Raw genomic sequence first — 12,482 nt, 5'->3', positions numbered from 1 at the left:
ACCTTATAAAAAAAGCTCCATTAAGGAGCTTTTTTTATTTGGGGAAAAATTTACAGAGAATTTAACTGCTGCGAACCAATCCAGTGTTTAGAGAACTGATAGGCTGCACGGCCTGAGCGTTGGCCACGTGCCTGACACCAGCGTAATGCTTCAGCACGGGCTTCAGCTGTAAGTTGCATATCTGCCTTTTTCAAATAATGCTCAACGATTTCCAGATACAGGTTTTGATCCATTGGGTAGAACGACAGCCATAAACCAAAACGATCCGACAAGGAAATTTTCTCTTCAATGGCTTCCTGTGGATGTAACTCTGTATATTGCGGTACATCTACTTTGGTCACCGGGGTATTTTCATGCATGAATTCCGGTAATAGATGACGACGGTTACTGGTCGCATAAATCACAAAATTACTGGAACCGGACTGTAATGAACCATCTAGCACACTTTTCAGACTGCGATAGTTTTCATCTTCCGCATTGAAGGCCAGGTCATCACAATAGACAATAAACTTTTCCGGACGACCGGCGATCAGTTGCTGAATCTGTGGAAGATCTGACAAATCATCACGTTCAATTTCAATCAAACGTAGACCCTGATCTGCATATTCAGTCAACAAGGCACGCACGATCGAAGATTTGCCTGTACCGCGAGAGCCAGTGAGTAAGACATCATTGGCAGGTAATCCTTTTAGAAACTGCAAAGTATTCTGAATGACTTTTTCTTTTTGTCGCTCAATGCCTTTTAAATCTGCCAGTTCAATCTGTTTAAGCTGGTGAATGGGTTTGAGTTCTCCAGCCTGCCATTTATAGGCATAAGCAGAAAAATCAGGACTTTGTTTTAATTCAGGCAGGCTTTGCTGGAGCTGGAGAAGAACAGTAGAAAGAGCATTTAAGATATTGTCAGGTAAATCAATTTTCGCCATGATTTGAGCAGTACATTTACAATTATGGCTAGAATACTATCACTGTAAAATTCACAGTCAAAGTCTGGAAAGTGTGATAATTTGCCTAAAGTGGTGAATTTTCGTTATTGTAGTACAAAGAAAATAGATGCCTGTTTTTTGTTCATGGCTGCAAGATGTCTGAAAATTACAATATAGATAGGGAAGAGGGGCAGATGCTGTTTAAAGATTTTACTCAGGATATCAATCCACATCAGGCCTATCGTATTAAAAAGCTGAAGCAGCAATTGCAGCAGGCTGAAACTTACGAAGAATGGAAATATATTGCCTTAAAGATCGACGAAGAATCTGGGGCACAAGAATGGAAATTGGATAATAGTTCACCGTATTTTGATGCCGAAGTGATTGCGCATCGACTGGGGAAATTAAGACGTTACCGTCAGCAGAAACGCACTCGCGACCTGATGTATATGCTGCGTGAAGGGCTGAGTTACGATATTGCCAATATCGCCCATCCTTTATTGTTTACCGTCACTTATGTCGGCACTAAAAAAATTATTGAGGATTATGTAGAAGAAGTCAGTCTGGGCTTGGCTTATATTGCTTCTGCACAATGTACCTGTCTGACTCTTGAAGAGAAAATTGAATATTTTGAGCACTGCCAACGTGCTTATGGTCAGCCAGCTTTAATGTTCTCGGGCGGTGCAACACTCGGCTTATTTCATACCGGTGTATGTAAGGCGCTAATGGAACAGGATCTGTTACCTCGAGTGATGTCGGGTTCTAGTGCTGGTGCAATTATGACCGCTATGTTGGGCGTCTCCAAACCCGCACAATATGTGGATATTTTAAAAGGTCATAACTTTTTCCATGAAGCATTCCATTTCCGTACCATGAGTGAATTACTGAAGGGTAATGGTGGTCTGGCGGATGTTAAATACCTGAAAAAATTCCTGATCGAAAACTTGGGAGATATGACCTTTGAAGAAGCATTAAAAACTTCGGGTCTACATATTAATATTGCGGTCGCGCCTTATGATGCAGCGCAGGATGCCCGGATCATGAATGCCTATACCTCTCCAGATGTACTGGTCTGGAGTGCGGTGCTGGCATCTTGTGCTGTGCCAATTTTGTTCCCGCCGGTACGTCTCACCAGTAAACGCCATGATGGGCAATATACGCCTCATATGGGCGCAACACGCTGGGTAGATGGCAGTGTTCGTAGCGATTTCCCGCAGGAGAAAATGGCGCGGCTGTACAATATCAATTACACCATTGCCAGTCAGGCCAATCCACACATTGTGCCTTTTATGCAGGATGATATTTCACGCTTCCGTAAGGGGACATTAAGCTGGCCGAAACGCATTGTACGCCGTCAGAGTGTGGTATTTACCAAAGGGATTATGGATTTTGCCCGTGAGCATGCGGGAAGTTTGCCGCCAGTCCGCCGTTTGCTGGATCAGGGTTATGGCGTGGTGGATCAGCGTTACTATGGCGATGTGAATATTGTGGGTAAATATAGCCTGCGTCATTATAGCTATATGCTGCAAAATCCTCGTCCGCATTTATTCAAAGTGTTGCAGCGTGAAGGTGAGCGGGCGACCTGGCCAAAAATCTCTCTGATCGAAACTCAGGAGCGGGTAGGTAAAACTATTCAGCATTGTCTGGAACTGCTAAATTACCAGCATGCTCCAGATGCCAAGCAGGAATACATTGTTACTTAACCTCGCCAATCTGCATCAGCTTAATTTCCAGCTTAAGACCAAAGCCCGAAGTCTGGGTTTTGGTCGCCGTCTTTATTATCTAGAATTTAATCCTGAGACCAGGTCAGCATTGTGGTTGAAAACCCAGAATCTGGATTCAACTGCTATTTCTCAGCATGCCCAGGCTGGCTTAAGTCATGAGCTGGATTTTTATGAAGCTTATGGTAGGAAAGAAGGTAAGGCTTTCATGCTTCCGCATCAAATTATTCGAAAGCCGTTTCAGATTGGAGATAAATCTTTCAATCTGGCTTTGATCCTGCCTGATGCGCCAGCACATTTTGAGGTATGCCCTAAGCTGTTTTCAATTCAAGAAGTCCGTCAGCATATACTACGGGCATTAGAAACGTTGATAAGCTTACAAGAACTCGGGTATCTGCATGCTGATCTCAAACGAGAGCATTTTGTCATTTATCAGAATCGGGTTTGTTTGATTGATTTTGAGCAGGTGCAGCCCCTCAACACTACCAGCCAAGCAATGAACGCAACGCCTCATTATATGGCGCCCGAATTGTTCCAAGGGCAAGCCAAGTCGCTACAGAGCGAAGTTTATGCGCTGGGTATCATTTTTTATGAGTGGCTTACAGGGCAACGTTTAGAAGCGACAGATTATCAAGATTGGGCATTATTGCATTGTCAGCATTTTAAACCTGAGCTCCCTGCACAATATCAAGCTTTGCAAAGCCTGCTACAAAATATGCTTCGAAAGCACTCACAGGATAGATTGTCTGATTTCAAAGCCGTAAAACAGGCCTTACTTACTGAAATTGCATGAGAAAAATATAATAAATTGTATATTGTTTTTTATTTAATCAAACGAGTGGTTTTTTCTTAAAAAGAGCTTGTCAGGTGAAATTGATCCCTATAGTATACACAGCCATCGGGGACGTGGCGAAATTGGTAGACGCACTGGATTTAGGTTCCAGCGCCGCGAGGTGTGAGAGTTCGAGTCTCTCCGTCCCCACCAATTTACTTAAGAGATTGAGTAAAATGGCCGAGTAGAGGATTGGTGTAATGGTAGCATGACGGTCTCCAAAACCGTTCGTCAAGGTTCGAATCCTTGATCCTCTGCCAAAGTTTGAAAAAGTCCAACACTAAGTTGGTACCCTGATGGGGACGTGGCGAAATTGGTAGACGCACTGGATTTAGGTTCCAGCGCCGCGAGGTGTGAGAGTTCGAGTCTCTCCGTCCCCACCATCAAAAGAGACAAGGTTGATGCCTTGTTTTTTTTTGCCTGGAGTTTAAGGCTGAGCCATCTTTTAATCTCATTTTCATTATTCGCTTACTTTCGATGAGTAGATTTTAAATACTCAAACTAAGTATCAGTGAGGGTGAGAAGAGGGAAGTCCTTTAAAATATTCAATCAATTGGCTGATCTAAACACTATTAAAATTAATATTCAGTACTCTTTCAAATAACTTGATTTTTTAAATTGGAGAAATGAAATTAAGCGGTTTTATTAAAAATAAGCCAGTATTTAATCATCAAAGAATTAACTGATTAATTTTTGATATAAAAACATCGAGTTGATCATAGAATCGCTTGTCAAGCAGATGCGATCGCTATAATATACACAGCCACGGGGATATGGCGGAATTGGTAGACGCACTGTGTTCAGGTCGCAGCGCCTTCTGGGCGTGAGAGTTCGAGTCTCTCTATCCCCACCATATATGAAGAAACAAGGTTAATGCCTTGTTTTTTTTTGCCTGAAATTTAGTGCGACATTTTTATTGGCTCGGCTTTTTATTCTTTGTATTGGATTAATTTATTGTTTAAACAACATGCTTGATCAAGATAAGTGAGGTTCTAGAGGTCTGATCTGCTGAGACTGAGCTAGACAAGCTTAGAGATTAAGTTCAAAGCAGTAGCAAAGAAACCTCATAAGGCCGAGTTTTCTTGTTAAATCTTATAAAAAATAAAAAAATTGCATTAACTGTTTAATTTATAGCGGAATAGGCAGTGATTGCTTGTAAAATCACTTGTCAATGACCTGCTATCTCTATAATATACACAGCCATCGGGGACGTGGCGAAATTGGTAGACGCACTGGATTTAGGTTCCAGCGCCGCGAGGTGTGAGAGTTCGAGTCTCTCCGTCCCCACCAATTTACTTAAGAGATTGAGTAAAATGGCCGAGTAGAGGATTGGTGTAATGGTAGCATGACGGTCTCCAAAACCGTTCGTCAAGGTTCGAATCCTTGATCCTCTGCCAAAGTTTGAAAAAGTCCAACACTAAGTTGGTACCCTGATGGGGACGTGGCGAAATTGGTAGACGCACTGGATTTAGGTTCCAGCGCCGCGAGGTGTGAGAGTTCGAGTCTCTCCGTCCCCACCATCAAAAGAGACAAGGTTGATGCCTTGTTTTTTTTTGCCTGAAATTTTATGGACGAAAAAAAGCCCATCGAAATGGGCTAATTATAGGAATAATAGAATTTTACTCAATAAAAGGGTAAATCATGAGTGCATTGATTAATTAAATTTAAGCTTTCAGATGATCTTCAAACTCCTCACCCAGTTGCATGGCCAATGCATTACCCGAAAGATCACAGGTCACTAGACCATATTCTTTTTTAAAACTGAAACTAAAACCACGATTGTCTGCTAGGGTGCGAACCGAATACCCCAATTTTTCTAACCAAAGTCTAAATGCGAGAACGTTTTTTGCTTTAACCACTTTTTTCACGAGATAACTCCTTCATCAGTTAAATCATAGATAAGGGTGAGAATTTTCGTTTTAAAGGGCAAATACCCTTATTTAAATTAATTTAATTGAATTTGCGGATTTAATGAACAAGATAATATAGACGAAATATAAGGTTTTTAATCTAAGTCTATGTTTTTTATTATTTTCAAGATGTTGTAACTAAATATTTTAATTTTAAGCCTAAATAATTTTTTGAATAGTTATTAATATTCAAATATTTAAATCAATAATTGTTTATATATTATTCATTTTAAATTGGGAATTAGCGTGGTTTGAAGTTTTAGAGTTTGAATAAGGTTGAAAAATATACAATCCAGTAAAGTTTCCGAGTATTCAGGTCATGGTGTTAGGCTCAGCCCTTTATACTGTCATGGATATAATTTAAATAAGATTGATGATGACTGAATTAAATATTGAACAGTACATCAAACAGCAAATTGAACTTATGCAGCAACAAGGGCAGGAGCCGGTTGCTGTGATGCTGGGTCATGAAGACTGGCTGGATTTTTCAGTACAGTCCAAGGTGGCGTATACGCCATTCGGTAGTGCGCGTCGTTATCAACCTGCTTTGGGTGGATTATTGCTGGTCAGAATTGATGAAATGAATGCGGTACGAGTGGTCACCCAGCAAGAACTGGATGACTATGCTCAGAAGCATCAGCTGCTCTAAGCAGCTATAGTTTAAAACGAGTCTTTCATCACGCGTAAACGTTGAAACTCTTCGACACTGTCTGCGCGTAAAAAAGGATTGGTTTCCAGTTCTGCTGCAATAGTACTGGGTAAGGTACATTGTCCAAGCATGCGCATACGCTCAACCTGTTCGAAACGTTCCAGAATTGCTGGATTATCCGGTTCTACATGTTTGGCAAACTGTGCATTCGACAAGGTGTATTCATGCGTGCAATAAACTTGGGTACGTGGCGGTAGGGCAGCCAGGCGAGCCAGAGAGTGGTACATCTGCTGATAAGTACCTTCAAATACCCGTCCACAGCCCATAGCAAACAGAGTGTCGCCACAAAACAGCATATCAATGGCATCCAGGAAGTACACGATATGGCCTAGGGTATGACCCGGTACGGCAATAATCTGTACCTCAACACCATGAAAACTGAACTGGTCGTCATGTTCAAGTGGATGGTTAATAAACGGAATTTTTTCCAGCTCAGCTTTTGGGCCATATATCGGTAATGTTTGTTTTCGAATTAAATCCGGAACACCACCGATATGATCTTTATGCCAGTGGGTGAGCCAGATCTGACTTAGCTCAAGCCCGTGTTCGGCGCAGTAATCCTGAACTAGCTCAGCTTCAGTGGGGTCAATGACCGCGACCTGATGCGTCGGTGTATGTTCAAGTAACCAGATATAATTTTGTAATGAGTTTTTAACATCAATACAGTGGATTTTAAACGGCATCATAAGACATCAGACCAAACAGATATTATGGATAAAGTAGCATAAATTCAGGCAGTCTGACTGTGGTCAAGGCCGCCTGTTTGCAAGAATTTTTTATATAATTTGTTTAAAAAGATCAGTTATTTATTCTGCATCTTTTACTGCGACAGCTTCGCCAATGGTATAGAAGTGACCACCGGCGACATGATGAATACTTTTCCATTCTTCGCTGACTTCATGATAGTACCAGTGCCCATCACGGAACACCCGATCATCGGCATAAGCGGCAATGACCTTACCAATAAACAGGTCATGGGTCTGCTGGTTATGTGGTTCGGAAATCAGCTCACATAAAATCCAGGCGGCACAACCTTCTACAACTGGAATCTCTTGATTTGCGAATTTGAATAACTGCACACCGGACTGCTCCAGTTTGTCCGGGTCATTGTACAGACTCAATGTTCCCAGGCTATAGACCATTTCCAGCTGTTTGAGGGTGGGAATCTGCAGTACAAAGTTGCCAGAATTTTCAATTATTTTTCGGGTCTTGGTGCTTTTATCCAGCACTACGGTAACTTTTGCTGGACTGAATTCGAGTGCACATGCCCAGGCAGCGGTCATGACATCAGTGTCTTGCCCATCATTGGCAGACACCAGTACTGTTGGACCGTGCGTAATCAGGCGATAGGCTTTTTCTAAAGGTACAGTTTGAATATGTGAATTGTTCATAAAGAACCTTAATGAGTGAAAAGGGAGAAAAATAAATCATCTGATCCACAGCATATAAAATTCCCCTTCTGGAAAAAAGCTTTTAAACTAAACACCTACATAGAGGAGTAAAGAAAATGAAAATGTACCAGGTGGATGCTTTTACGACGGCTCTATTTAAGGGAAATCCTGCTGCAGTCATCGTGCAGGATGCTTGGCTGGATGATCACCTGATGCAGAATATTGCCCTGGAAAATAATCTGTCTGAGACCGCTTTTGTCAAAGTGCTGGATGCAGAAAATTATGAAATTCGCTGGTTTACACCGACCAAGGAAGTGGATTTTTGCGGACATGCCACATTGGCCAGTAGCTTTGTACTGTTCAAGGATTTTAGCTCTGCAAAAACCATTTATTTTCATGTCAAAGATCTAGGTATTTTTACAGTACGCCAGGATGAAGATGGCAAAATCCGGATGAATTTCCCAATCCGTCAGCCTGAACTCATTACAGAATATCCGGAAGCCTTAAGACAGGCGCTGACGAAGCCTTTTAAAAATATTTATCTGAATACACAAGGTTATATTATTGAATATGAATCAGTGCAGGATGTGCTGGATGAGCAACCCAATATTGAATTGCTGAAGCAGCTGAATGGAAAAAGAACCGCGATTACAGCGGTGGGTCCATTACTGGATGTCGCGATTACCGCTGGCGATACTCAATATGATTGTATATCACGTTATTTTGCACCAAGTAACGGGATTAATGAAGATCCGGTCACCGGTTCAATTCATACCGGGATTGCACCGATCTGGGCGGAGAAATTAAATAAAACTGAACTGGTGGCTTATCAGGCCTCTCAGCGTGGTGGTGTATTATATTGCGCATTAAAAGAACAAGACCGCATTGAAATTTCTGGTTATGCCAAACTGTTTATGCTGGCCGAACTTTATATTTAATTAATATATTCAATAAAATACCGTGAAATTGCGCGGTATTTTATTTGGCCTCTTATAAAATAGACTATTCATAATAAAGACTTTTCTCTAAGATCAGAGTGACTGTAAATAAAAATTCACACTTAAAAATTTGGATGAACAATGCAAATATGCTTTAAACGTTTAAGCTTGGCGACACTCCATAAGTGTCCATATAAAATGAACAATCCACAAGTAAGTCAATATGGACATAAAAATAATAAATTTGATATGAAGAATCACTATTATCTTTTTCTACTTTTTTCAATCTCCGTTTTTACTCATGCTCAAGAACTAGACTTCATTCAATATTCAGATATTTCATCAATTCCTCAAATTGTTAATTATTTATTTTTAAATTTGAGAAAAGGTCAACAATCTCAATTAATTTAGATTAAATGTACACCTAAAGGTATTTTATTAATTTTTGAAATATTAATTCATCTTTGGCAAAAAGTATAAAAGCCCATGCGGGAACATGAGCTTTTATGAATGTCTTGATTGGCGTCCAGACACTTCGATTTTGATGGATAGGGGCATTTTTGTCAATCCTATCTCAAAGTCACTTTTGGCCTGTTTTTAATAAACAGGAGGCTCAAAATGAACACTAAACTTAAAAATGGTCAGTCACGCTACAAATCAAAAGCCAAAGTCGTGACCATTATAAAATTTCAGTTATTGACGTTGGTTAAGACAACTGATCGTTTAAATGATGCAGCCTTTGAAAAACATGGTGATGCTTACCTTGAATTTCCTGTGATTATTCAAGGAGATGGCAACCATTCTGAAATAAAACTCACTGAGTGCAGAGTAGCCTAGAACAACGGCAGCTTGTTCTGCCAATTGCTTTGTTTTAGCATCTATATGTATTTTTATAATCTCATTGTTCGTCATTATTTATCTCCTTTTGAGTATAAAATTTTTTATATTTCGCATGACGCATAACAAACATAAAATTTTAAGGTCGGTATGAATACAAAAAATATATTTTGGTGATTGCTCATTTTAATTAGGCAGACTAAAACACGTTTTTAACACCTTAAGCATTTTTTGAGGATATGGACAAACGTGAAAAATTTGTCGTTATAAAAGCATGTCTATATGGACAAAATATAAAATAGAGTAAATGAATAGAATTCAAGAGTTTGGAGCGTGTCCATACAAAGTGACTTATGGAATGTTAACGCTTTTATTATCTGGCTGGACAGCGGCCAGTTTTGCACAGCCGGTATTGGTCAAAACAGAACAGAATATCGAAGAATATCGACTGGAAAATGGCTTAAGAATTATTCTTGCGCCCAATGATAAAGAAAATAAAGTGTTTATGAATACGGTTTATCTGACCGGTTCACTGAATGATCCGCAAGGCAAAGGTGGTCTGGCACATCTGCTTGAACATTTGGCATTTAAAGGCACTGAAAATGTAAAGGGAGATGAGTTTCAGCGCCGTCTGGATCAATATACCTTAATGACCAATGCCAGTACTGACTATTACTCAACCAAATATACCAATGTGATTCGTCCTGAGCAGACTGCGGTCAATGAAGTAATTTTCCTTGAAGCTGAACGTATGGATAAGCTTGTCCTGCAAGAAAAGTATGTGCCAACTGAAATTGATATCGTGAAGCGTGAGCGTGAAATCCGTCTGGATCAGCCATTTTCCGTGCTGATGGATCAGGTGTTTAAATCAGCTTATGGCAATCAATATCTGGGACGATTACCGATTGGCGATTTGAACGAACTGCAATCGATCAAGATGCAGGAGCTGAACCAGTTTTATCGCCATTGGTATGCACCGAATAATGCCCTCATGATTATTTCGGGCAAATTTAATAAGGCAGAAGTGCTGAAGCAGATTGATACCCATTTCAGCCCGATCCAGTCCCGCAAAGTGCCTGAAGCGGTAAAAGTGCCTGCGCTAAAACCTGAACAGATCAAACAGCGTGAATTTACCGTGCAAAAGGGTAGTGATCTGGCCAAATTTAATATTTATCTGAACCAGTCAGAAGAAAGTATTAAAACCACGCTGGCCATGTCTCCAATCTTATATACATTGCAACCTAGCGGACACCTGTATCAAAGTCTGGTCGAGACGGGTAAGACCACTACAGTGCAGTCTATGACCTGGCTGGATAAAGATTTTAATCTGGTGTTTATGGGTGCCATCTATGCGCCAAATCATCAAGTCAAGCAGGTTGAGCAGGGCCTGATTCAGGGTGTAGAGCAGAGCCAGCCATTTAACGAAACTGAATTAAACCGGGCTAAAAGTCTAACCCGAAACCAGGCGGACAATATTAAAAATAGCGCAACCGCTTTAGGTTCGCGTTTAAGTGAATATGTAGTGGCTTATTCAGGTGACTGGAGCCAGTATTTTAAAGATCTGCAAGCCATAGAAAAGCTGGATGTCAATCAGATCAATCAGGTGTATAAGGCATTCTTTAAGCCAGAATATCGTATTTCTGGCAATATCTTGCCGACACCAGAAGATCAGAAAAAAGCACAGGAGCTGACCCAGACTGAAGTGCCGGCTCAAACTCTGGACCAGCAGGCTGAAGCAGCAGAACCGCTGAAAGATGTCAGTGTCTATCAGGCAGAAGTAAAGCAGTATGTGGTGCAGTCCAAGCAATATTTACAGGCTAAGGACAAGCAGATTCAACGGGGCAAACTGAAGAATGGCATTAAATACGCTTTATTCCCGACCCAGACTCAGGATGATAAAGTTTATGCCACTATTGCACTTAATTTTGGCACGGCACAAAGTTTGTTCAATAAAGGCGAGGTTCTGGATCTGACAGCTTACTTATTGCTGCGTTCTTCTGAAACCCAGAGCTTGCAACAGATTGCCGATAAAATTATTGAGTCTGGTGGTTCAGCCACGGCCAGTTCCTCTGAAAATGGCATGAGCATTCAGATCAGTGCCAAAAAAGAGAAGTTTGAAGAATTTTTCCAGTATGTGCTGGATGTGCTCAATAAACCGGCCTTTGAGCAGAGTCAGTTTGACCTGATTAAAGGACAAAGCCTATCTGCGTTAGACCGTCCTTATACTGAGCCCAATATGGTGGCAGGCCTGACCATGTCTCGCGCGACCGAGATTTATCAGCCGGGTGACCTTCGCTATCATTTTGAACCTGAACTGGCGAAAAAACAGATTCAGGCTGCTACTCGTGAACAGGTCGTAGCTTTATATCAGCAGTTCTTTAATACGCATCATGCCCAGATCGCAGTGACCGGGGAATTTAATCCGAAGTCCGTAAGTAAAGTCCTCAAAAATAACTTTGCGAGCTGGAAAGCGAAACAGCCTTATGAGCGCTTAAGTGGTCAATATACAGTTTATCCAGCGCAGAAAATCCATGCGTTGTCTGAACAACGTGAGTTCGGTCATTATCAGGCTGTCATGACATTCCCTGTCGGTGCAGAACATGTAGATTTGCCAGCCATGCTGGTCTTCCGGCATATTCTGGGTGATTCACAGTTGTCTTCACGTTTAGCACAGGAACTGCGTGAGAAAAATGCGCTGGTTTATGGTTTCAGTGCCAATGCTCAGTATGATGAATGGATTGACTCAGGTGCATTAGGCATTCAGGCGAATTATACGCCTGGCCGATCAGCACAGGTGTCCCAAGCTGTGCATAAGGTATTGAATGAACTTTTGGCCAAAGGAGTAACCGAGCAGGAAGTTGAAGCAGCGAAAGCCACAATTTTGAAACAGCGCGTCACTGCACTGGAAGATGATCGCCGTATTCACAGCATGCTGATTCCACAACTGGAAAAAGATCGCAATCTGATCTATCGGGAAAAACGCGATCAGGCCATTGCCAAGCTGACCAAGGCAGATGTCGATGCCGTTATCAAAAAATATGTTAAACCGGATCAACTGGTCGAAGTCATGGCGGATCAGTATGGGAAAGGAGTGAAATAGATTCCGTAATTTTTTATAAGTCTATGACGGTATCTTTTCATTTTGAATCAGTGTTTAGATGTCTATATGGCTACTTTTGTTTCAGCAAAAGTAGCCAAAACATTTGTCATCCGCAAAACTC

At 41.2% G+C, this 12,482-nt stretch carries 9 protein-coding genes, 7 tRNA genes and 1 pseudogene; 13 read left to right on the top strand and 4 right to left on the bottom strand.

The annotated features are described in order from the left end of the window. Positions 1 to 50 precede the first annotated feature (50 nt). Positions 51 to 923 carry an ATP-binding protein gene (locus tag C3F22_RS08210; protein WP_004782422.1) on the bottom strand — a complete coding sequence of 291 codons (873 nt, stop codon included), beginning with the start codon at positions 921 to 923 and terminating at the stop codon, positions 51 to 53. Between the two features lie 194 nt (positions 924 to 1,117). Here C3F22_RS08210 and C3F22_RS08205 point away from each other — a divergent pair, with 194 nt between their 5' ends. The 9 genes from C3F22_RS08205 to C3F22_RS08165 all read left to right on the top strand — a co-directional run bounded on the left by C3F22_RS08205 (position 1,118) and on the right by C3F22_RS08165 (position 4,996). Then, positions 1,118 to 2,626 (top strand): DUF3336 domain-containing protein, encoded by a 1,509-nt coding sequence (locus tag C3F22_RS08205; RefSeq protein WP_104426258.1) that lies wholly within the window; start codon positions 1,118 to 1,120, stop codon positions 2,624 to 2,626. Beyond that, entirely contained in the window at positions 2,598 to 3,437 is an 840-nt protein-coding gene (locus C3F22_RS08200) for a protein kinase domain-containing protein (protein WP_416332512.1), read from the top strand. Before C3F22_RS08205 ends, C3F22_RS08200 begins: the two co-directional genes overlap by 29 nt. A 107-nt stretch (positions 3,438 to 3,544) precedes the next feature. Beyond that, positions 3,545 to 3,629: transfer RNA gene (locus tag C3F22_RS08195), tRNA-Leu, on the top strand. Positions 3,630 to 3,662: 33 nt separating this feature from the next. Next, positions 3,663 to 3,736: transfer RNA gene (locus tag C3F22_RS08190), tRNA-Trp, on the top strand. Between the two features lie 38 nt (positions 3,737 to 3,774). After that, positions 3,775 to 3,859 (top strand) — tRNA-Leu (locus tag C3F22_RS08185). Between the two features lie 384 nt (positions 3,860 to 4,243). Beyond that, positions 4,244 to 4,329: transfer RNA gene (locus C3F22_RS08180), tRNA-Leu, on the top strand. Positions 4,330 to 4,681: 352 nt separating this feature from the next. After that, positions 4,682 to 4,766 (top strand) — tRNA-Leu (locus tag C3F22_RS08175). A 33-nt stretch (positions 4,767 to 4,799) separates the two neighbouring features. Next, positions 4,800 to 4,873, top strand: a tRNA-Trp gene (locus C3F22_RS08170). Positions 4,874 to 4,911: 38 nt separating this feature from the next. Next, positions 4,912 to 4,996: transfer RNA gene (locus tag C3F22_RS08165), tRNA-Leu, on the top strand. 144 nt (positions 4,997 to 5,140) lie between these two features. On the opposite strand, the gene C3F22_RS08160 is transcribed toward C3F22_RS08165, so the two are convergent. Further along, entirely contained in the window at positions 5,141 to 5,344 is a 204-nt protein-coding gene (locus C3F22_RS08160) for a hypothetical protein (protein WP_004786362.1), read from the bottom strand. 418 nt (positions 5,345 to 5,762) lie between these two features. Here C3F22_RS08160 and C3F22_RS08155 point away from each other — a divergent pair, with 418 nt between their 5' ends. After that, positions 5,763 to 6,035 (top strand): hypothetical protein, encoded by a 273-nt coding sequence (locus C3F22_RS08155; protein ID WP_104426999.1) that lies wholly within the window; start codon positions 5,763 to 5,765, stop codon positions 6,033 to 6,035. An 11-nt stretch (positions 6,036 to 6,046) separates the two neighbouring features. Here the strand turns inward: C3F22_RS08155 and gloB are convergent, their stop codons facing one another. Further along, positions 6,047 to 6,781, bottom strand: a complete 735-nt coding sequence (gloB, locus tag C3F22_RS08150; RefSeq protein ID WP_104426256.1) for a hydroxyacylglutathione hydrolase — start codon at positions 6,779 to 6,781, stop codon at positions 6,047 to 6,049. Positions 6,782 to 6,901: 120 nt separating this feature from the next. After that, complete coding sequence (locus C3F22_RS08145) at positions 6,902 to 7,486, bottom strand: flavin reductase family protein (RefSeq protein WP_104426255.1); 585 nt, start codon at positions 7,484 to 7,486, stop codon at positions 6,902 to 6,904. Positions 7,487 to 7,602: 116 nt separating this feature from the next. On the opposite strand from C3F22_RS08145, the gene C3F22_RS08140 reads away from it, so the two are divergent. From C3F22_RS08140 to C3F22_RS08120, 3 genes and pseudogenes are all read left to right on the top strand, one after another. Continuing rightward, positions 7,603 to 8,424, top strand: a complete 822-nt coding sequence (locus tag C3F22_RS08140; protein ID WP_104426254.1) for a PhzF family phenazine biosynthesis protein — start codon at positions 7,603 to 7,605, stop codon at positions 8,422 to 8,424. A gap of 618 nt (positions 8,425 to 9,042) precedes the next feature. Next, a pseudogene (locus tag C3F22_RS08130) lies at positions 9,043 to 9,234 on the top strand (site-specific integrase); the annotation flags it as partial. Positions 9,235 to 9,619: 385 nt separating this feature from the next. Then, positions 9,620 to 12,361, top strand: a complete 2,742-nt coding sequence (locus tag C3F22_RS08120) for a M16 family metallopeptidase (RefSeq protein ID WP_104426251.1) — start codon at positions 9,620 to 9,622, stop codon at positions 12,359 to 12,361. The last annotated feature ends 121 nt before the right edge of the window (positions 12,362 to 12,482 follow it).

The organism is Acinetobacter sp. ACNIH1 (assembly GCF_002934695.1).
Lineage (GTDB): Bacteria > Pseudomonadota > Gammaproteobacteria > Pseudomonadales > Moraxellaceae > Acinetobacter > Acinetobacter variabilis.
Note: the sequence above shows the minus strand (reverse complement) of the source record. Positions and strands in the feature narration are given on the sequence as shown.